The sequence below is a fragment of the Enterobacter cloacae complex sp. IR5458 genome, assembly GCF_049238025.1.
In the GTDB taxonomy this organism is placed as follows: Bacteria; Pseudomonadota; Gammaproteobacteria; order Enterobacterales; family Enterobacteriaceae; genus Enterobacter; species Enterobacter kobei.
In genome coordinates this window covers 164790-184469 of the sequence record NZ_JBMKIF010000005.1, presented here as the reverse complement: position 1 = coordinate 184469, position 19680 = coordinate 164790, and the positions used below count along the sequence as shown (strand labels likewise).

The 19680-nt window shown below is 54.9% G+C and carries 18 protein-coding genes and 1 tRNA gene; 8 read left to right on the top strand and 11 right to left on the bottom strand.

Annotated elements, in window-relative coordinates; translation table 11 throughout:
• Positions 1 to 18 precede the first annotated feature (18 nt).
• The 4 genes from ACOTYN_RS06180 to ACOTYN_RS06165 all read right to left on the bottom strand — a co-directional run bounded on the left by ACOTYN_RS06180 (position 19) and on the right by ACOTYN_RS06165 (position 4068).
• Complete coding sequence (locus ACOTYN_RS06180) at positions 19 to 1041, bottom strand: ABC transporter ATP-binding protein (protein ID WP_332956712.1); 1023 nt, start codon at positions 1039 to 1041, stop codon at positions 19 to 21.
• 1 nt (position 1042) lies between these two features.
• Positions 1043 to 2617 carry an iron ABC transporter permease gene (locus tag ACOTYN_RS06175; protein WP_332956714.1) on the bottom strand — a complete coding sequence of 525 codons (1575 nt, stop codon included), beginning with the start codon at positions 2615 to 2617 and terminating at the stop codon, positions 1043 to 1045.
• Between the two features lie 24 nt (positions 2618 to 2641).
• A complete protein-coding gene (locus ACOTYN_RS06170; RefSeq protein ID WP_071922525.1) occupies positions 2642 to 3658 on the bottom strand; it encodes an iron ABC transporter substrate-binding protein in 1017 nt (338 codons plus the stop codon).
• A 333-nt stretch (positions 3659 to 3991) separates the two neighbouring features.
• A tRNA-Arg gene (locus tag ACOTYN_RS06165) sits at positions 3992 to 4068 on the bottom strand.
• A 278-nt stretch (positions 4069 to 4346) separates the two neighbouring features.
• On the opposite strand from ACOTYN_RS06165, the gene ACOTYN_RS06160 reads away from it, so the two are divergent.
• The 3 genes from ACOTYN_RS06160 to fimZ all read left to right on the top strand — a co-directional run bounded on the left by ACOTYN_RS06160 (position 4347) and on the right by fimZ (position 7231).
• On the top strand, positions 4347 to 5045 hold the full coding sequence (locus ACOTYN_RS06160; protein ID WP_071922526.1) for an EAL domain-containing protein: 699 nt from the start codon (positions 4347 to 4349) through the stop codon (positions 5043 to 5045).
• 24 nt (positions 5046 to 5069) lie between these two features.
• Complete coding sequence (locus ACOTYN_RS06155; protein ID WP_014882850.1) at positions 5070 to 5786, top strand: helix-turn-helix transcriptional regulator; 717 nt, start codon at positions 5070 to 5072, stop codon at positions 5784 to 5786.
• Positions 5787 to 6598: 812 nt separating this feature from the next.
• Positions 6599 to 7231 carry a fimbria biosynthesis transcriptional regulator FimZ gene (gene fimZ, locus ACOTYN_RS06150; protein WP_014882848.1) on the top strand — a complete coding sequence of 211 codons (633 nt, stop codon included), beginning with the start codon at positions 6599 to 6601 and terminating at the stop codon, positions 7229 to 7231.
• Between the two features lie 51 nt (positions 7232 to 7282).
• Here the strand turns inward: fimZ and sfmF are convergent, their stop codons facing one another.
• From sfmF to fimA, 6 genes are all read right to left on the bottom strand, one after another.
• On the bottom strand, positions 7283 to 7804 hold the full coding sequence (gene sfmF, locus ACOTYN_RS06145; protein WP_014882847.1) for a fimbria assembly protein: 522 nt from the start codon (positions 7802 to 7804) through the stop codon (positions 7283 to 7285).
• A gap of 9 nt (positions 7805 to 7813) precedes the next feature.
• Positions 7814 to 8821: a type 1 fimbria D-mannose specific adhesin FimH gene (fimH, locus tag ACOTYN_RS06140; RefSeq protein WP_014882846.1), complete on the bottom strand. Its 1008-nt coding sequence runs from the start codon at positions 8819 to 8821 to the stop codon at positions 7814 to 7816.
• Positions 8814 to 11375 (bottom strand): fimbrial biogenesis usher protein, encoded by a 2562-nt coding sequence (locus tag ACOTYN_RS06135; protein WP_059372429.1) that lies wholly within the window; start codon positions 11373 to 11375, stop codon positions 8814 to 8816. The genes fimH and ACOTYN_RS06135 overlap by 8 nt, the downstream gene beginning before the upstream one ends.
• A 14-nt stretch (positions 11376 to 11389) precedes the next feature.
• The gene (gene fimC, locus ACOTYN_RS06130; RefSeq protein ID WP_023336841.1) at positions 11390 to 12082 is read right to left on the bottom strand and encodes a type 1 fimbria chaperone FimC; all 693 of its coding nucleotides are present in this window, start codon (positions 12080 to 12082) and stop codon (positions 11390 to 11392) included.
• A gap of 34 nt (positions 12083 to 12116) precedes the next feature.
• Complete coding sequence (fimI, locus tag ACOTYN_RS06125; RefSeq protein WP_014882843.1) at positions 12117 to 12662, bottom strand: type 1 fimbrial protein subunit FimI; 546 nt, start codon at positions 12660 to 12662, stop codon at positions 12117 to 12119.
• 67 nt (positions 12663 to 12729) lie between these two features.
• On the bottom strand, positions 12730 to 13293 hold the full coding sequence (gene fimA, locus ACOTYN_RS06120) for a type 1 fimbrial major subunit FimA (protein ID WP_014882842.1): 564 nt from the start codon (positions 13291 to 13293) through the stop codon (positions 12730 to 12732).
• Positions 13294 to 13602: 309 nt separating this feature from the next.
• Here fimA and folD point away from each other — a divergent pair, with 309 nt between their 5' ends.
• The 5 genes from folD to ACOTYN_RS06095 all read left to right on the top strand — a co-directional run bounded on the left by folD (position 13603) and on the right by ACOTYN_RS06095 (position 18169).
• Complete coding sequence (folD, locus tag ACOTYN_RS06115) at positions 13603 to 14469, top strand: bifunctional methylenetetrahydrofolate dehydrogenase/methenyltetrahydrofolate cyclohydrolase FolD (RefSeq protein ID WP_014882841.1); 867 nt, start codon at positions 13603 to 13605, stop codon at positions 14467 to 14469.
• Between the two features lies 1 nt (position 14470).
• Positions 14471 to 14683, top strand: a complete 213-nt coding sequence (gene ybcJ, locus ACOTYN_RS06110) for a ribosome-associated protein YbcJ (RefSeq protein ID WP_004143016.1) — start codon at positions 14471 to 14473, stop codon at positions 14681 to 14683.
• 282 nt (positions 14684 to 14965) lie between these two features.
• Positions 14966 to 16465: a PTS transporter subunit EIIC gene (locus ACOTYN_RS06105; protein WP_332956720.1), complete on the top strand. Its 1500-nt coding sequence runs from the start codon at positions 14966 to 14968 to the stop codon at positions 16463 to 16465.
• 86 nt (positions 16466 to 16551) lie between these two features.
• A complete protein-coding gene (gene malI, locus ACOTYN_RS06100; protein ID WP_014882839.1) occupies positions 16552 to 17568 on the top strand; it encodes a Mal regulon transcriptional regulator MalI in 1017 nt (338 codons plus the stop codon).
• Positions 17569 to 17641: 73 nt separating this feature from the next.
• On the top strand, positions 17642 to 18169 hold the full coding sequence (locus ACOTYN_RS06095) for a metal-dependent hydrolase (protein ID WP_045134738.1): 528 nt from the start codon (positions 17642 to 17644) through the stop codon (positions 18167 to 18169).
• A gap of 89 nt (positions 18170 to 18258) precedes the next feature.
• Here the strand turns inward: ACOTYN_RS06095 and cysS are convergent, their stop codons facing one another.
• Positions 18259 to 19644, bottom strand: coding sequence for a cysteine--tRNA ligase (cysS, locus tag ACOTYN_RS06090; protein ID WP_014882837.1), 1386 nt, complete (start codon positions 19642 to 19644; stop codon positions 18259 to 18261).
• Positions 19645 to 19680: the final 36 nt, after the last annotated feature.

Sequence of the window (19680 nt, the reverse complement as noted above, 5' to 3'; positions counted from 1 at the left end):
GTTTTGGGGTGGTTATGATTATAAAACGCGCGCAGTGCCCGTCACATCAATGCGTACCGCCGCGCCCGGGTGCCAGCCCGGCTGACTGACGGTCCTGAGGATAACGAGCTGTTCATGCCCGGCTAATCCCAGCGTCAGCGTAGACAGCTGACCGGTGAAGTCGACATCAAGAATGGAGACAGGGCTTTCATGAGGCGCACATGCCGTCACGCGCAATTGTTCAGGACGCATCATTACCCGGCCCTCTCCTGTTGCATGCGGATTGTCCGTCGGCACCTCGCCCAGTGCACACACGGCGTAACCGCCAGCGAGCTGAGCAGGCAGGATCACGGCATCGCCAAGAAACAGCGCCGTCTCTTCGTCAACGGGACGGGTATAGACGTCATAAGGCGTTCCCACCTGCGTGAAGCGGCCAGAACGCATCACGGCAACCTGCGTGGCAAAAGACAACGCTTCGTTCTGATCGTGGGTGACCAGAATTGAGGCCACGCCCGCTTCCGCCAGCAGATCGGCCGTTGCTTTACGCGTCATGGCGCGCAAGCCGGTATCCAGCGCCGAGAACGGTTCATCCAGCAGCATCAGCGAAGGACGCTGGGCCAGCGCACGGGCAAGCGCCACGCGCTGCTGCTGTCCGCCGGAAATCTCATGGGGCCAGTGCGTCGCGAGCTGCCTGTCGAGAGAGACCATCTCCATCAGCACCTCAACGCGCTGGCGCTTCTCATGGCGGGTACCGTCCAGCCCCCAGGCAATGTTATCTGCCACGTTGAGATGGGGGAACAGCGCGCCCTCCTGGGGCACATAACCGATCCCGCGCAGGTGAGCAGGAACAACATGATTTTCATCAAACAGCGTTTTTCCCTGCATGACGATGCGGCCGGTATCCGGCGTCTCAAACCCGGCGAGAATACGCAGCAGCGTGGTTTTCCCCGACCCGGAGGGGCCGACAATCGCCGTGCGGCTCCCCGGCGCAACGCTCAGGTTTAAGCTGTCGAGCACCTGCACGTCCGAAAACGATTTTGAAATGGCGGTTAATTCAAGCATGTCATAGCCCTGCAATTTTTTTCGACTGCATATAGAGAATGGCGGTCAGCGGGAGTGAGATCAGGATCATCAGCATTGCGTAGGGCGCGGCGGCCACATAATCAATTTCACTGGTCAGCGCCCAAAATCCGGTGGAGAGCGTGCGGGTTCCCAGCGGCGAGAGCAGCAGCGTGGCGGTCAATTCATTGCTGACGCCAAGGAATACCAGCGCGGCGCCTGCCGCAGCGCCCGGTGCGGCCAGCCGCAGGGTAACGCTCCAGAGCGCTTTCGCAGGCGTGCTGCCCAGGCTGCGCGCCACGTTTTCCAGCTCCACCGGCGCCTGGGCAATCCCTGCCCGCAGGTTAATGAGCGCGCGGGGCATAAACATCAGCAGATAGGCCAGGAACAGGGTGATTTCCGTCTGATAAATGGGGCGAGCGTAATGAATAGTGACCGTGACCAGCGCCAGCGCGGTGACAATGCCCGGCAGCGAACTGGTTATGTAGATGCACCCTTCCAGCATCCGGAAAATACGGTGCGGGTAGCGGATCCCAAGCCACGCGATGGGGATGACGCACGCCGTCGTCAGCAGTGCCCCGCCCACGCCGAGCATCAGCGTCTGGCGCAGGGAGTGCCAGAGATCGGCGTTCATCCAGTTTTGCACGCCGCCGAGCCAAATCCAGCGGCACAGGACAATAAGCGGCACGCCCAGCGCCAGCATGACCAGTACGAGGAAAAACAGCTGTCCCAGCGCAGCCGCCGCAGGCTTCAGCGGCCAGCGTTTCTGTTCACGTGCCGCACCAGCGCCAATGCGTGCATAGCGCGCTTTCCCGCGCGTCACGCCTTCCAGCACTAAGATCGCCAGGCAGCATAAGGCCAATACGCCCGCCAGCATGTTCGCTGCCGGGCCGCTGAAGGTGGACTGAAACTGGTCGTAAATGGCCGTTGTGAAGGTATCAAAACGGATCATCACGTACAGACCGTATTCCGCCAGCAGGTGCAGCGCCACCAGCAGCGCGCCGCCGCAGATAGCCAGTTTTAGCTGCGGCAGCACCACGCGGAAAAAGACCCGCCACGGCGGGGTGCCGAGCGAGGCGGCCACATCTTCCAGCGTTGGGTCAAGACGACGCAGCACCGCCGCAACCGGCATATAAATAAACGGATAGTAAGCTAAAACGGAGAGGAACACGCCCGCGGAAAGGCCATGCATCGAGGGAACCACGCTCACCCAGGCATAGCTTTGCACAAACGCGGGGATCGCCAGAGGGGCGACCGCCAGCGCGGACCAGATCCCTCGCCCGGCAAGCTGCGTGCGCTCCGTGAGCCAGGCGATTGCCACGCCCGTCACGATACACAGCGGTACCGCCAGCGCCGTCAGCCACAGCGTGTTACTGAGCAGTTCAGCAACACGTGGGCGAAATACCAGCGCCCTAATCGTTTCCCAGCCCGTCTCAACGCCTATGGCAATGATAAAACCCAGGGGCAGAAGTGCCAGTAAAGAAAAAAGGACAGCTAACGCTACCATCGGCAGTGCGGGACGCCTGCGGCCAGGCTCCCGCACGCTGTTTTTGCCGAGGTCGAGACTCAGACCAGACATAATACCTTCACTTCACTCTCAGGATCACAGCAGACCGGCTTGCGTCATCAGCTCGATAACTTTTTTACTGTTGAGCGTTGAAGGTTCAACTTTCGGTGCATCCAGATCGTTCAGCGGGACCAGTTTCGGGTTAGAGGCCGCGTTCACGCCCACCGCATATTCAAAGGCATTGTTGGTGCGCAGGCTTTCCTGGCCCTCTTTACCGGTAATGTATTTGATGAGCGCCTGGGCCTGCGCTTTGTGTTTGCTGGACGCCAGCACGCCACCACCGGAAAGGCTGACGAACGCGCCCGGATCCTGGTGTTTGAAGTAGTAGAGTTTGGTGTTTTTGCTGTTCTCACCCGTTTTGGACTGATCGACAAAACGGTAGTAGTGATAAATCACCCCGCCATCAATCTGGCCGGCGTTGACGGCTTTCATCACGGTGCTGTTGCCTTTATAGGCCACGAAATTAGCTTTCATCGCCTTCAGCCATTCCAGCGTGGCTTTTTCGCCTTTAAGCGCCAGCATTGCGCTCACGATGGCCTGGAAATCCGCGCCTGACGGTGATGCCGCCCAGCGGCCTTTCCACTCGGGTTTGGCCAGATCCATCAGCGACTTAGGCAGCTGCTGTTCGCTCAGTTTTGCCGGGTTATAGACGAATACGGTGCTGCGGGCGGCAATGCCGATCCAGCGGCCATGCGCCGGGCGGTACTCTGCCGGTACCTGCTTCAGGGTGTCTGCATCCAGCGGGGCAAACAGGTTGGCATTATCCACCAGTACCATGGACGGTGAGTTTTCCGTCAGAAATACGTCTGCAGGTGATGCGCTGCCTTCCTGAACCAGCTGGTTACCCAGCTCGCTGTCATCGCCGTTACGCAGCGTGACCTTAATGCCGGTCTCTTTGGTAAAACCGTCAACCCACGACTTCACCAGGTTTTCATGCTGCGCGTTGTATACCACAATGCCTTCGCTGTTATCAGCGGCAACGGATTGTGTGGAAAGGAAAAGCGATGATGACAACAAGGCAAGCGAGAAGCAGGACAGCAGGCGAGAATTCATGAACATATCCTTAATAGAGCAACGGGAATAATGACGCATAGCGTTGTGGGACAGGATTAAAGCATACAAAAACGCTAATGATAATTAGTATCAATCCAGTTTAAGCGTAAAAGTGTAAAATTTCTTTTTTGCGGGGAGTGAAGTGATAAAAATCCAGATTTAAAAAACGGATTAATTAAAGATTAAGAAAACATTAAGACCAGCCCGAATGGATTTTAATTAGGCTTCTATTTATTAAGCGGTTATTTATCTGGAAAGGGAAAATAATAGAGCTCGTTGCAGATCTAAGGGGAATAGTGAGAAGAGGAAGAGGCGTTAACATCTGAAACTAAATGGCACGCCCTGTAGGATTCGAACCTACGACCTACGGCTTAGAAGGCCGTTGCTCTATCCAACTGAGCTAAGGGCGCACTGAGAAGAGTGAACTTCGCGGCGGTGAAACGCGAAGAATTATACGGTCAATGGCAGGTGAGTCAATGCCTTTTCCGCTTTCAGAGGCAATTACCGTTAGCCGATTGTAAATACGGCTATTTTCTCAACATTTCTCGCTGTTTCACCTTAAAATTTAGCGCTGCGAAAAGGCTTAGTTGCATTTAAGTAACGCCTGCTGTTTTCCTGAACGTCAGCTCGTCACACTAGAGCGAGGTATCCCGGCCGCCTGGAGGCTGACAGACAACAGGACAATGGAGTGACAGCGCAAAACCCGTTCGATACGCCCCCCCGATTACAGTCTATTTCTCAGGACATCGTCGGCATCAAACTGGAGCCTATCGTCGCCCTCAACGCCCGGCGCCGGGTCGGCGTGGAGGTCCTGAGCGTCTTGTCCGACACCGAGCATAGCGAGGACTTCTTCCGCCATCAGTCGGCAGAAGCGTCTTTGACGCTGCTTGAAGCGCAGCTGGCCGCATTAAAAAATACCCCGCATGGCAATAATCTTTTTATTAATCTGCCGATAACCGTGTTGACAGCACCTGCGCCTTTTGCGCGGCTCATCAATATGAAAACCGCGCCGCTGAATATTGAGATTGTCGACCTCCCTCTCTTTCTGGCGTTCTCCGCCGCACAGAAGCAGAGCGTCGTTAACAACCTGCGGCAACTTCAGGAACGGGGACACACTATCTGGCTGGATGATATCGACGAAACTATCATTCAGCCGTTTTTATTTTGTCGATTACCGTTGAACGGCATCAAAATCGATAAGAACGCATTCTGGCGTTTACGCGCCACACCTGCACTGAGGAAACTGGTTTCACTTTGCTTTCAGCTGGCCGGAAGCGTACTCATCGAAGGTATTGAGACTGAACGCGATCGTATCTGGGCACTGCAGGCAGGTGCCGATCTCGGCCAGGGATATTACTGGCCGTCCTGGACATGGCCGGAGGATTAACACGCCATTTCCAGGAGGGAGGCCATGCGAATGACAGTGCGCCGTTACCGGCGGCGGCGTACAGGAAGTGATGCACTGGGATTTACGCACTCACCTTTTGCCCCCCCCTTTTTCGACCGACTCGAGTTTTTGAGCCAGTCCATCAACCAGCCCCGAAAAACCGATGCCCCGTTTATCATCCTGGTAACGGAGGACAATTTTTTGCGCTCCGGTTTTCTCAATGGGCAGTTTCCGCTAAGCAGCTGTTGCGACTTCACTTCGCTGGACGATGCGCTGGGTGCGCAGAGCCAATGGCCCTCGGCCCGTCTGGTAGTGGATATTGAAAGCCGTTCCACGGGGCTGATTGATCAGCTGGATCAGTTAAGAAGACATAGCCTGTATCCCCCCTTCCTGACGCCGTGGCTGCTGATCCGGGCTGATAATTATGACGCACGTCTCTTCTGCAAAGCGGCAGGTCCTTTTCATGTGCTCGAACGTCAGATGAACGCAGCAGGGCTTCAGCACAGCCTGATGGAACCCCGCCCCCTTCAGGGCTCCGATAGAGACTGGTTCTCGCGCAACGAATGGCCCATTTTGCAGGAGCTTGCCCGTGGCAAGACGTTACGACAGATTGCCCTTCTGCAGAATCGTCCCTATAGCCGCATTATCTATCGCCTCAGCTGCATCCTGATGAAGCTCGGGCTGAGCCATCGCCAGGAATTGTTACACCTTCTTAATAACCTCTCAGACTGCTCGTTTTAACTTACGTCCTAACCCCTTATTTCCTAAAGCGCTTTAAGAATTTACTTACCCATTATGTTAATTTAATGTTAAATATTAACAATAAAGTCGATTTTATAACTATTCCTAATTTATGGCCTTGAACCATGTGAAATGTCACAGATTGAATCAACTGCAGCACTTTCCTCCATCCGTTAAGTGAATGCAGAAGGCGTTAACGAGATGATAATGATGTAAAAACAAGCAGCTTCCCTTTACGCACCAGGAGCGGGAAGCGAAGCTGGCAGCACGTTCTCCTGTACGATGATGGAGCGACGTTGATATCGCTTAAGGACTTTCAGATGAAGGTCTGAGGCCCTGAGAGGGCACTTTTTCGCCTCCTCTTCTCAAGATCCTGCCTGAAATCGAGACGCCATTTCATTAACATTTTTGCAACATAAAGAGACATCTGTTATTTTTTGTTATTACATAAAGATGAAAAGATGCGGTAAATGGGATACCAGGATAATTCCGCTAAATTTAAAAAGGAGGCCATTCAGATCCAGAAGATAATACAAACCAATAAGCGGAACGTAATTTACAGGGTTTTCGGAAAAAACTTACCCTGTATAATAAGATGCGTATCAAAATTGAATAAGAAAAACCTTTTTGCCAACACCAGCCAAATGAGACGACCGCGCTGAGGCAGAGTTCTTTTCATTACGTAAACAGGGATGCTTTCGCTCTTTCCAGGGAAATACTACGGTATAGGGATCTGCTCATTATATCCTTCCGGCATTTCGAGAGTTTTACAAAACTCTACATAACGCTTTTAACAATCTGAGGCATTAAAAATGAAACCGGCATCCGTTATCATTATGGACGAACATCCTATCGTCAGAATGTCGATAGAAGTCCTGCTACAGAAAAATAAGAATATCATCGTCAAGCTTAAGTCTGGCGATAGCCATGAAGTTCTTGACTGCATCCGCAATCACCCTATCGATTTGGTGATCCTTGACATTGAACTTACGGGCACAGATGCCTTTGCTTTACTTAAGAGAATCAAAAACTTAAATAAAGACATTAAGGTTCTTTTCTTATCATCTAAATCAGAACTGTTTTACGCCGGACGTGCCATTCGCGCCGGGGCCAACGGCTTTGTCAGTAAACGAAAAGATTTGGGTGAGATCTACAACGCCGTAGAGATGATCCTGATGGGCTATTCTTTTTTCCCGTCGGAGACGCTGAATTTTATAAACCATATGGGGTCGGGAAAGGGAGAGCTGGCAGATATGCCGTTATCGAATCGCGAGGTTACGGTATTACGTTATCTGGCGAATGGGCTGTCCAATAAGGAAATTGCGGAGCAATTGCTATTAAGCAACAAGACCATTAGTGCGCACAAATCCAATATTTATTCCAAGCTGGGGGTGCAAAGCATCGTGGAATTAATTGATTACGCTAAAGCACACGAACTGCTATAACCTGAATTCACTCCCTGCAGTTTATCTGAGCTGCAGGGAGTGCGGTCAGTGCTAATTATAATTAATCATGAAGGTCGCATCAGCATCAGCCTTTCCGGGCTGAGGGTTATCGGCAGTAGCAATATAATTGGCATAAAATGACAGTGTCGCATTCCCCTGCGCATCGACCGTGACCGGCTGGCTGGCCTGCTGGAGATCCAGACGCGATTTATCCGCATCCCTGATCTCGACGGCGACGCGGCTTGCCGTGCTGGCGTCGTTCAGTGCCAGCAACCCGTTGTTGCTCCCGTCAGCTTTACCGGAAAACGTAATGGACGCGGCCCCTGGCGGACAGCCGGTCAGTTTCAGCGTAAAAGGCATGGGCTGCGTGCGGCTCCCGGTAGTGCTGAGCTGCTTCGTGGGCCAGGTGCCCAGCGTGACGGTTTTGTCACTGTCGTTCCCCTCGGCTACGCAGGTAAAATCGACGATATTGCCGTAGAGCTGAATGTTAATTTCGCCCAACGCGGTTTCCGCCTGAGCCTGTGTGCAAAGCGCAAAGAGCGCTACGGTGATAAAACGGATCCCGTTTCGCATATCGGCTCCTTAGTCGTAATCCACACGCAAATACCCGCGCGAGGTAAAGCGCCCTTCCGCGGGCTTATTGCCCGTCACGCTCACTGGCCAGACCCGGATCCCCACCTGCGCCTGCGCGCTGTCGTCCAGACGGAACGGAATTTTGCTCGTCAGGTTGTTAGGCGTTAACGGCGTACCACTCTCGTTGGCAATGATGAACCCCACATCCGGGTTATCCGATACCAGTGCATTACTGGAGACCTTTTCAGCCTCAACGCGCATCGTCAGCATGGCATTCGCCTCTACGTTAGTGCATTTAATCGCGATGGTTTTACTCTGCGATGAAACCCCTTCCGGCTTGTTACCCGCGCCCGCTTTGCTGAACAAGGAGGCGCCAATGTCCCCGAAATCAAACTCAACCACATTACCGGCATTGATTGCGCAGCTTTGCGGTACCTGAATGGTTCCGCTGTAGCTGATGGTATAGACCGGTGTGGTTAACGGGTCAGAGGCGGTCGTAGTCACGTAAACACGGAACATCGTGGCACGCGGGATCACCACCATGTTGATAAAACGCCGGGTCACCTTAAGACGGAAAACCAGGTTGGAATCCTTAACGCCAAACGGTTTGTTTTTTGAGACGTTCGGATGGCTCCCCATCTGGATATAGTTTTGCGGGGGGTAAAACTCGCCAGCATAGCTGTCCGTGATTTTCATGGCCCCATCCAGATAGTCGTTAAGCTTCAGATACTGGTAGCGATCGCTGGTCCCGGTGATCGGGTAATCCGTGACGTAGCTGCGTCTGGTGGTATTGCCGGTCGTGCCCTTCGGGCAGACGGCATTCACCCCCACCCATTGCGATTTTTCGCTGAGGGTCACAATCTGACCCACCTGGTTATTCGAGCTGTTGAATTTATCCGTCAGGTCGTAGTACACCTCTGTCGGCACGCCATTTTCGTTGACGCACACGGTCGCCAGTGCGTCTGACGCGGGCAGTAAAGCCAGAAGTGATAAAGCAAAAATGTGGATTTTAATCACAGCGGATCCCCTTAAGTGTGATTGCCTGTTGCAGGCTCTTTTCAGGCAAGCTGTAAGGCGCACGGCACTGGGACTGTGCCCCGTTCCCCCACTGGATCAGCAGTTCGCCTTCGAGCGGCAGCCCACTCAGGTAAATTTGCCCGTCATCCCCCACCATGCTGGTCACGCCACTCTGGGTTTCACGCACCACGGCGCCGAACGGCACGGGCTGGTTACCACGTGTGACGGTCAGCAGGGCACGCACGCCAATACGGGTGTCAAAGCTGGCGCGCACCAGTGCGCCTTTGGTCGGCACCACGCTGCTCACGTTATTTTCGATATCGGTGTTGTTGCTCATGGTATTGGTATCCAGCGCCACGCGGTTATAGCGATAGACGGTGGCATACGGCATCACCGCATAGCCGCGCCAGTCGGTCTTCACGCCGGTCTGGTTTTCCACGCTGACGCCTGATGCCCCCGGGGCTTTGATCAGCACGTTGGTGTCGCCCAGCGGCTGGCTAAAGGTCACGCCATCAGCATGGCCGACCACCCCGCCGGAGAGCTGCCAGTTGAAATCGTGCTGATCGCGGGAATAGTTGTAGCCCACCCCCAGCGTGCCGTAGGTTGCCTGCCAGTTGGCGCTGGCGCTTCCGCTTGAGCCGTTGGTGCTGGCGTGTCCCTGGGTCACGCTGTAGTTCAGGTTGCGGTCCTCCAGCAGCGTGCCGCTGACGCCGGTTTGCCAGCTGGTATCACCCTCACTGTTTCGGCTGGCGGATGCCGTGGCGTAGGCGCGGTCAATCGCGCTGTCCCGGCGATAGCCCTGACGGGTAAACAAGCTAAACGGCACGGAGACGTTGAACGACGCGATCCGGTCAGTCCCGTCGATACCGACGGATTTGTTCCACGACCACGAGACGGAATAGTTGATCCCCTTCACGCCCCCCGCGTAACCCAGCTGATACCAGAGGTTCGTTTCGTCCGTCCCCCAGTAGGTTTGCTCACTCCCGGAAATATAGACCGAGCCGTAATCCCCCAGTGACTGAGAGACGTTGAGCTGAAAGCGGCCTTTTTTGTTCCACGTCAGGTTGTGATAACTCTGTACGTCAGGCACATCGTTACCGTCCTGATTATCGGCATACTGATAGCCTTCCATTGAGCGCCAGGCGACATCATCCAGGGTGTAAAACCCTTTGGTGGAGTAGCGGTAGCCCAGCAGCTGGAAGTTGGTGCCGAAGCCGTTGAGCGATTTGGCATAAAGAAAACGCAGCGACTGCCCTTCGTGCTTGCTGTCGTCCGCGAGCTGGCTGCGGGCATGAGTGATATCGACCGATACCGCGCCCCAGTCACCGAGGTTTTTCCCGGCCCCGACGGCCAGCGCGGTATAGCGTGACGCCAGCTGCGTACCGCCATACAGGGTAAAGCCGTTGGCAAGACCGGTCACCAGGGTGCCCTGGGTGAAGAACGGCGTATCCTGGTCGCTGTTACCGCTGCGATAGTCCCCCGCCACGAGATCGTATTTCCAGCGCCCTTCTCGCTGCAGCAGCGGGACGGTGGAATACGGCACGGTGTAGCGCTGCTGGCTGCCGTCTTTCTCTTCCACCGTCACCTCCAGGTCACCGCTTGAGGAGGTCGGGTTAAGATCGGTGATGGCAAAGGCACCAGGCTGAACGTAGCTTTGATAGATAACGTAGCCGTTTTGACGCACCACAACTTTGGCTGGCGTCCTGGCAATACCGCGCACGGTCGGGGCGTAGCCCTGCAGGCTGTCCGGGTACATGCTGTCGGACGAATAGAGTCGTCCGCCGCGAAAACCGACGCTGTCGAAAACATCATTCCCGGTATTGCTGTCGCCCAGCACCAGTTCGCTTTTGAGCGGGATAACGGTGCGCTGCGCCCAGGTGCCAATATTCTCCCACTCACTGTGCCGCTGCCCGTTATTCTGGGTGTAACGCCATGCGCCGTTGTTACGTAAACGCCAGGCACCATAGTTCAGCCCGCTCTGCAGGTTGAGATAGTAGCTGTCGTCTTCGCTTCCCCGGTTGCCCGTGAAGCTGTAGTTCACCAGGGCGGCGGGAATACCTTCATCCCACTGTTCGGGCGGGATGTAGCCGCGCGCACTGTTTTGCATCGCCACCTGCGGCAGGCTGACGTTCAGACGCTGTGAGGCAAAGTTAAATACCGTTTCGCTGCCGGGAATGGCCGTGGTCAACGGAACGCAGGTTTCGCCCTGCACGTTAGCCAGTTCGGGAAACGCCGCAACGTTGACGCCAAAGCGATCGAGCATCGCGCGCGTAATGCACGGGGTCAGACCGCCCGCCACCGGTGGCATATTCTCAGCCTGCTCAAAACGCACGTCCTGAGTGCCGATAAACTCATCGTTACGCCAGATATCCACGCGATAAACGCCGGGTGCCTGCTGGTGTCCTTGTTCAAAACGCGACAAATCCGCCACGCTGGCAGTATCGTCAGACAAGAAGGCCGGGTTGAAGTAGCTTTCGCTCCAGCCAGCCTGGGGCCAGAGCGCGGCCATCAGCGCCAGCGCAACCGGGCAGTAACGTCCCTGATGGTTTTTCATCGCCCTGTCTCTGCTCACAGGTTGACGCTACGCGCCGGTGTAATGGCACCGTAGTCGTTCACGCTCTGCCATGAGAGCGTACCGCTGGCACCGGCTGGCAGCACCTGCTGAGCCGAGTTTTTCGGTGCCACCATCAGGTTATCCAGCGTCTGACCGCCCAGCTTCAGGTTGACCAGGGTGATGTAGTAAGGAGACGCATTGCTGACCTTGAGATGGTTACCAACGCGCTCAAAACGCAGTTGAGAGAGTGCCTCTTCTGGCTGCATCGCCAGATTATTCGGGCGTACAAACAGTTTGATACGCGAAAGGATTGCCAGCTGCAGCACGTTATTGTTTTCTGTTTTTGCTTTGTTCACTGACGGGATCGCCTTCACGTTCATGTAAAAGAGCGACTCGCGATCGGCGGGCAGCGCTGGCCCGGCGTAAATAATACGCAGCGTGTTTTCACTGTCCGGCTCGCTAACAAACAGCGGCGGCGTGACGGCAAAGGTTTTCTCCTTCTGCCCGTTTGCATTTTCGATCCACGCGTTAATTAAATAGCGTTCTTGTTTATTGCTGTTGGTGATCGCCAGCGACGTTTGCTTCGCATCCGCCGGGTAAATAACGCGTGTGGCCCCCAGCGCAATACCGCCGGAAGCATTCGCGCAAGTAGAAACCATCATTAAAATAAACGATAACATCAGTCCTGGTTTAATTAGCATATTCATCAAAACCGTACCTTTAATAATGTGTTCGCAGGTGTTATGGATAAATCAACGTAAACCAGACATCCGACTGAATATTGCCTGGCACGAGGTGTTCGGAAATAGCGCGATAGCGGGCGCTAAAATGAAATGCGAGCTCGCTGGTATTCACCGGCAACCAGCTAACGGCCGTCGCATTTGGGATAATCTGACGCTGCTGTTCATCAAAAAGCGCCAGCCCCACGCCGCTACTGACAGGTGTTTCGCCTGGCCGCGATGTCGCCAGAAAAACCTGCGGATCTTCCTCTGGTGTAACACCCTGAAACTGGATCCCTACGGTGCGCGAGACATCCACGCTGCAATCCAGCAGTCGCACGGTGAAGGGCACGTTAACCGTTGAGAAACTGCCCACACCGGAAAATGAATTGGTTCGGTACTGCCCCATGTCGATGCGCATATTCTGGCTGTCGGGTGCCACGGCGCAGCCGCCGTTTACCAACTCCCCGCGAAGATGCACTTTGCCACCGTCGATCACCACGGTATGTGCCGATGCCGGGCCAGCCATCGCAAGGGTTAACAGCAGTAGTGTTCCAGTCCTTGTCATCCTTCATTCCTGGCATTTGCGTATGACGGCCTCATCCCTGAGGCCTGAACATCCTTGTGCGAGGGAATTATTCGTATTTCATTACGAAGGTGGCGTCAGCGTTCGCCTGGCCAGGCTCAGTGGTCGCAGCCGTTGATTTATAACGCGCGGTGAATTTCAGGGTGTTAGTCCCTTCAATCAGCGTCTGAGCGGCCGAGAAGGTCGCACCGTCTGGGGTCAGCACGCTGGATTTGCTGTCGAGGATCTCGATACCCACGCCTTTTGCGGTGTTGTCGTTGTTACCGGACGTCACGGCCAGCAGGGTTTTGTCGGTTGGGTCGATCTGACCGGTGAAGGCAACCGCAGCGGTTTTAGCGACCAGCGGATCGCAGTCATTCAGCTCAATGTTGAATGGAATATTAGAGGTGGTGTCGCCCACTTTGGTGAATTTCGCGGTACGATACTGACCGAGATTAACGGTCTGCTCGGAAGAATCAGTATTTACTGAACAAGCAGCATTAACCAGTTCACCTTTAAAATGCACGGTACCGCCATTTACGGTTACCGGCGTGGCTGGATCTTCAGCATGAGCGGCACCCGCGACCAGGGCCAGTGTAGCAATAACAGTAGAAGCAATGTTGCTGAGTTTCATGTCTATTCCTTTAAAATGTAAATAACCCTTCCCGCGAAAATCGGGAATAAGAAATACGTTCAATTGATTAATTGAAAGCTTATTTCGGAGGAGACAAAGTAGCGCAGGAATAGGTTTTTAAATATGTCAAAACGCTGCCATTTCGCCAGGTCACATCCTAATACTGCCTAAGAAATTGACCACCCACTAAGAAGGGTTTTTGCGTCTCGCTGATAAAAACGCGTAAAGGGTGACTGACAGCGGCGCTCGCTTCTGACAAAATACAGGCAATCCCCCCTTTCAAACGTTACAGACGGAATCATCTCTCTGATGGCAGCAAAGATAATTGACGGTAAAACGATTGCGCAGCAGGTGCGCTCTGAGGTCGCGGAAAAAGTGAAGGCACGTAAAGTTGCCGGAAAACGCGCTCCCGGGCTCGCCGTTGTGCTGGTTGGTAGCAACCCGGCATCGCAGATTTATGTCGGTAGCAAGCGCAAAGCGTGTGAAGAGGTGGGGTTCGTCTCCCGCTCTTACGATTTGCCTGAAACCACCAGCGAAGCGGAACTGCTGGAACTGATTGACACCCTGAACGCCGATAAAGAGATCGACGGTATTCTGGTTCAATTGCCGCTGCCAGCAGGCATCGACAACGTGAAGGTGCTGGAGCGTATCGCTCCGGATAAAGACGTTGACGGTTTCCATCCGTACAACGTGGGTCGTCTGTGCCAGCGCGCGCCGCGTCTGCGCCCATGTACCCCGCGAGGTATCGTGACGCTGCTGGAGCGCTATAACATCGACACTTACGGTCTTAACGCCGTTGTCATCGGTGCGTCCAACATCGTGGGCCGCCCGATGAGCATGGAGCTGCTGCTGGCTGGCTGCACGACCACCGTGACCCACCGCTTCACCAAAAACCTGCGTCACCATGTCGAGAACGCCGATCTGCTGATCGTGGCGGTTGGCAAGCCGGGCTTTATTCCTGGAGAGTGGATCAAAGAAGGCGCAATTGTCGTGGACGTCGGTATTAACCGTCTGGAAAACGGCAAAGTGGTCGGCGACGTAGTATATGAAGATGCGGCGGCACGCGCCTCTTACATCACGCCAGTACCGGGCGGCGTAGGCCCAATGACCGTAGCAACACTGATTCAGAATACGTTGCAGGCATGCGAAGAGTATCACGACGTAGAGGACGCGTAAGATGGCGACATTTTCATTAGGTAAACACCCGCACGTAGAACTGTGCGATCTGCTGAAGCTGGAAGGCTGGAGCGAAAGCGGCGCGCAGGCCAAAATCGCCATTGCCGATGGACTGGTAAAAGTCGACGGCGCGGTGGAAACCCGCAAGCGCTGCAAAATTGTCGCGGGCCAGACCGTGAGTTTTGAAGGACAGAGCGTGACGGTTACGGCCTGAGCCGTCTGATGCCCGGTGGCGCTGCGCTTACCGGGCCTACGTACTGTCTCCATTTGTAGGCCGGGTAAGGCGAAGCCGCACCCGGCAATTTCTCTCACCATCCCCCCACAATCATCACGGTTAATTATCGATCAACTTCAAATAATCACTATTTCATCTGTTGAAAGGTGAGAATTCAGTTGCGCGTTTTTCATGCTTTCTCCACGATAAGTAGAACGTTCTACTAAAACGTTCTACTTACAATAACAGCGCCAAAAAAAGCGCTACTCGGGGGAAATCAGCATGGGTCTGATATCAGGGTTTGTTAAATCGCTGTCTAAGTTATCGATGATTGGTCGCGCCTTAATGCTGCCAATTTCACTGCTTCCCGCTGCGGGCCTGCTGCTGGCCTTCGGCGACAAGTTCCATCTGCCGCTGATGATGAACGCGGGCGGGGTGATTTTTGACAACCTGCCGATGCTGTTCGCCATTGGCTCCGCCGTGGGCCTGGCGTCAGAGTCCGGTATTGCGGCGCTCTCTGCGGCGGTCTCGGTGTTTGTCACCAACATCACCATCAGCACCGTGCTAAGCATCACGCCGGAAATGGCCTCGCAGGGCGGGAAATACGCCATGGTGGTCGGCATACCCACGCTGCAGATGGGCGTCTTCGGCGGCCTGATCTGCGGTATCCTTGCGGCCTGGTGTTTTAACCGCTTCCACACCATGCAGCTGCCGGAGTTCCTTGGCTTCTTCTCCGGTAAGCGCTTCGTGGCGATTGCCACCGCGTTCCTCTCGTTCCTGATGGGGCTGTTGCTGCCGTACGTCTGGCAGCATATTCAGGCCGGTATCGACGCACTCTCGGTGATTGTTAACGGCGATAACCAGGCGGCCTCGACCTTTATCTTCGGCCTGGTGGAGCGTGCGCTAATCCCCCTCGGCCTGCACCATATCTGGTATCCGTCGTTCTGGTATTCGTTTGGGGATTACACAACTCAGGCAGGCCAGGTGATACATGGCGACCAGACCATCTGGTTCAAGATGCTGGAAGAAGGGGTGAAATCCTTCAGCAGCGACACCTACCAGAACGCCGGTAAATTCATGCAGGGTGAATTCCCGCTGATGCTGTTCGCGCTGCCTGCGGCGTGCCTGGCGATGTATCACGAAGCCCACACGAAAAACAAAAAGATTGCGGCCGGTATTCTGTTCTCGGCAGCGCTCACCTGCTTCCTGACGGGGATCACCGAACCGGTAGAGTTTACCTTTATCTTCGTGGCGCCGATTCTCTACGTCTTTAATGCCATCATGGCGGGCCTGGCCTACATGACCATGTACCTGTTGCATGCGCATATTGCCAAATCGTTCTCGGCGGGCTTTATCGACTACCTGTCGTTCGGGATCCTGCCGTCCTTTAACGGTTACAAGACCAACTTCCTGAATGCCATTATCATCGGCATTCCAATGGGGCTGATTTACTACTTTACGTTCCGCTTCGTGATCCGTCGCTTCGACGTCAAAACCCCGGGTCGTACCGATGTCACTGTCAATGCAAATGACAAGTCCGATTCCGAACTTGCCACAGAGATTATCAGCCTGCTGGGCGGCGCGCAGAATATTGATTCCGTTGGCTCCTGCATTACCCGCCTGCGTCTGGAAGTGGCGAAAAGCGAGGCAGTGGATAAAGACGGGCTGAACGGACTCGGCGCCCGCGGCGTGGTCTTCGTTGGCGACAACGGTATTCAGGTGATTTTCGGTGCCAGAGCACAGTTTATCGCCCAGACCATGTCCACCATGATTGGCAAATAATAAGATGCCGGCGTGATGCGTCTCCTGTACGCTGGGGGACGCATTACTTTATCTGGCTGATAATCGGTTAATTTCAGGGAGCGGTTTTGAAGAAAGTCAGCATTATTGATGTCGCAAAGCACGCGGGCGTCTCGGTCTCGACCGTTTCACTGGTGCTGCGCCAGAAAGGGAAAATCTCAGAGGCAACGATCGGGAAGGTCAACGCCGCCATCACGACGCTGGGCTATGTTCATAACGTCGCCGCTGCCAACCTTCGCGCCAACACCTCTAATTTAATTGGCCTGATCCTGCGGGACTTCAGCGACAGCTTTTCCATCAAGGTGATGGCGAGCATTGTTCAGGAGCTGGAGAAGCAAGGCTATATGGTGTTTCTCGGTCAGCCACTGAATGACCGTGAGCATCTTGAACGCACCCTGCTCTCGTTTAAGCAGCAGGGTGTGGCGGGTGTCATCTATCTGGCGTCCGACACCCGCACCGCAACGCTGCCGGAACACATTCGCCACTGCCCGCTGCCGTTGGTGGTCGTCTCCCAGTCGTTGCTGGATGAAAAATGTAACCTGGTCATGCGCGATAACCGCCAGGCCGCGAACCTGGCCGCGCGCTATCTTATCGAGCGCGGACATCGCAATATTGCCTACATTGGCGGGCGCGACGGCTGTCTTCTCCGCGAGCAACGCCTGCTCGGTTTTCGCAGTGCCATGACGCAAAGCGGGCTGGTCTGGCGTGACGAATATTCTCCCGCCTGCCCCGATGATACCCAGGCGGCGGCGATGGCAACGCGCCAGTTGCTTGAGAAGAACAACACCATCACCGCCCTGCTCTGCCACTCCCCGGATGCCATGCTCGGCTCCATCTCAGGCATTCACCAGGTGGGGCGTACGGTGGGTAAAGATGTGTTTCTGACGCAGCAGGTCGCGCTGGTCGGTTTTGAAGATATGCTTCACGTTAACCTTACCTCACCGTCGTTGACCTATGTCTCCTCAGCGAGCGATGAAACCGGGCGTCAGGCGGCAGGGCTGATTATCCGTAAGCTGAAAGAGCCAGATCTGCAAACGCAACGCATCACCCTCTCCGGGCAGCTTATCGCACGCGAGTCGGCGTAAAATCAGAATATAGCACAGCGTATTTTCCGCCATTACCCTGCTATATTTCCATGATTTGCCATGGATAAATGCAATGCCTACCGTTATCACTCACGCAGCTGTTCCCCTTTGCCTGGGCTTAGGCCTGGGAAGTAAAGTCATCCCTCCCCGCCTGTTATTTGCCGGAATTGTCCTCGCCATGCTGCCGGACGCCGACGTGCTGGCGTTTAAGTTCGGCGTTGCTTACGGCAATGTTTTCGGCCATCGCGGCTTTACCCATTCTCTGCTGTTTGCCTTTGTGGTGCCGATACTTTGCGTGCTGATTGGCCGACGATGGTTCAAAACTCCTCTGACGCGCTGCTGGCTTTTTTTGACCGTGTCACTGCTGTCTCACAGCCTGCTGGATTCCGTGACGACCGGCGGAAAAGGGGTCGGCTGGCTGTGGCCGTGGTCAGATGAACGCTTCTTTGCCCCGTGGCAGGTGATAAAAGTCGCGCCGTTTGCCCTGTCGCGCTATACCACGCCGTACGGACATCAGGTGATCATTTCAGAGTTGCTGTGGGTCTGGCTGCCGGGAGTGGTGCTGATGGGGTTGCTGTGGTGGAGAAAACGTGCGCGCTGATGCCCTCACCCCGGCCCTCTACCACAGGGAGAGGGAGAAAACCTAACAATTCCCTCTCCCTGTGGGAGAGGGTTAGGGTGAGGGGAAAATTACTTACGACGCCAGGTGGTGCCCTGCGGGCCGTCTTCCAGAATAATCCCCATCTCTGTCAGACGGTTACGCGCCGCATCTGCCGCCGCCCAGTCTTTCGCCTGACGCGCTTCCAGACGTGCCTTGATCAAGGCTTCAATTTCCGCCACTTCGCCGTCGTCCGCCTGCGCACCGCTCTGCAGGAAGGCGTCTGGCTCCTGCTCCAGCAGGCCGAGCACGGAAGAGAGCTTACGCAGATGAGAGGCCAGCGCATTCGCCGCCGCCATATCTTCTGACTTCAGACGGTTCACTTCGCGCGCCATATCGAACAGCACAGAGTAGGCTTCCGGAGTATTGAAGTCGTCGTTCATCACCTCAACAAAGCGGGCTTCGAAGGCGTCGCCGCCTGCGGCAGGAACAGACTTGTCGGTACCGCGCAGCGCGGTATACAGACGTTCCAGCGCCGAACGCGCCTGCTTCAGGTTCTCTTCGCTGTAGTTCAGCTGGCTGCGATAGTGGCCGGACATCAGGAAGTAACGCACGGTTTCCGCATCGTAATACTTGAGCACGTCGCGCACGGTAAAGAAGTTGCCCAGCGATTTTGACATCTTCTCGCGGTCAACCATCACCATTCCGGAGTGCATCCAGTAGTTCACGTACTCGCCGCCGTGGGCACAGGTGGACTGCGCAATTTCGTTTTCGTGGTGCGGGAACATCAGATCCGAACCGCCGCCGTGAATGTCGAAGTGTTTGCCCAGCTGTTTGCAGTTCATCGCGGAACATTCAATGTGCCAGCCCGGACGCCCTTCACCCCACGGAGATGGCCAGCTTGGCTCACCCTCTTTGGACATCTTCCACAGCACGAAGTCCATCGGATTACGCTTCACGTCGACCACGTCCACGCGGGCCCCAGCCTGCAGCTGATCCAGATCCTGACGGGAAAGCGCACCGTAGGTCGGGTCCGTTGGCACGGAGAACATCACGTCGCCGTTATCCGCCACATAGGCGTGACCGCGTGCGATCAACTTCTCGGTGATCTCAATGATTTCGTGAATATGGTGAGTTGCACGCGGCTCGCTGTCCGGACGCTGAATGTTTAAAGCGTCGAAATCTTTGTGCATCTCGACAATCATGCGATCCACCAGCGCAACAAAACTCTCGCCGTTTTCATTCGCGCGTTTGATGATTTTGTCGTCGATGTCGGTGATATTGCGGACGTACTTCAGGTTGTAGCCTAAAAAACGTAGGTAACGAGACACCACGTCGAAGGCAACGAAGGTACGGCCATGGCCGATGTGACAGAGATCGTAAACGGTAATACCACACACGTACATGCCGACTTCCCCGGCATGAATAGGTTTAAATTCCTCTTTTTGGCGCGTCATTGTATTAAAGATTTTTAACATCGAAGATTCCATGTAAACACGTGTGTGGGTTGTTTG

What these genes read in the sequence shown, in the direction of transcription:
- ACOTYN_RS06105 (WP_332956720.1), top strand. Translation starts at nt 14,966, where the DNA reads ATGGGTCTGATATCAGGGTTTGTTAAATCGCTGTCTAAGTTATCGATG.
- ACOTYN_RS06180 (WP_332956712.1), bottom strand. Translation starts at nt 1,041, where the DNA reads ATGCTTGAATTAACCGCCATTTCAAAATCGTTTTCGGACGTGCAGGTG.
- sfmF (WP_014882847.1), bottom strand. Translation starts at nt 7,804, where the DNA reads ATGCGAAACGGGATCCGTTTTATCACCGTAGCGCTCTTTGCGCTTTGC.
- ACOTYN_RS06170 (WP_071922525.1), bottom strand. Translation starts at nt 3,658, where the DNA reads ATGAATTCTCGCCTGCTGTCCTGCTTCTCGCTTGCCTTGTTGTCATCA.
- ybcJ (WP_004143016.1), top strand. Translation starts at nt 14,471, where the DNA reads ATGGCGACATTTTCATTAGGTAAACACCCGCACGTAGAACTGTGCGAT.
- ACOTYN_RS06095 (WP_045134738.1), top strand. Translation starts at nt 17,642, where the DNA reads ATGCCTACCGTTATCACTCACGCAGCTGTTCCCCTTTGCCTGGGCTTA.
- cysS (WP_014882837.1), bottom strand. Translation starts at nt 19,644, where the DNA reads ATGTTAAAAATCTTTAATACAATGACGCGCCAAAAAGAGGAATTTAAA.
- fimI (WP_014882843.1), bottom strand. Translation starts at nt 12,662, where the DNA reads ATGACAAGGACTGGAACACTACTGCTGTTAACCCTTGCGATGGCTGGC.
- ACOTYN_RS06175 (WP_332956714.1), bottom strand. Translation starts at nt 2,617, where the DNA reads ATGTCTGGTCTGAGTCTCGACCTCGGCAAAAACAGCGTGCGGGAGCCT.
- ACOTYN_RS06135 (WP_059372429.1), bottom strand. Translation starts at nt 11,375, where the DNA reads ATGAAAAACCATCAGGGACGTTACTGCCCGGTTGCGCTGGCGCTGATG.
- fimZ (WP_014882848.1), top strand. Translation starts at nt 6,599, where the DNA reads ATGAAACCGGCATCCGTTATCATTATGGACGAACATCCTATCGTCAGA.
- folD (WP_014882841.1), top strand. Translation starts at nt 13,603, where the DNA reads ATGGCAGCAAAGATAATTGACGGTAAAACGATTGCGCAGCAGGTGCGC.
- fimA (WP_014882842.1), bottom strand. Translation starts at nt 13,293, where the DNA reads ATGAAACTCAGCAACATTGCTTCTACTGTTATTGCTACACTGGCCCTG.
- fimC (WP_023336841.1), bottom strand. Translation starts at nt 12,082, where the DNA reads ATGAATATGCTAATTAAACCAGGACTGATGTTATCGTTTATTTTAATG.
- ACOTYN_RS06155 (WP_014882850.1), top strand. Translation starts at nt 5,070, where the DNA reads ATGCGAATGACAGTGCGCCGTTACCGGCGGCGGCGTACAGGAAGTGAT.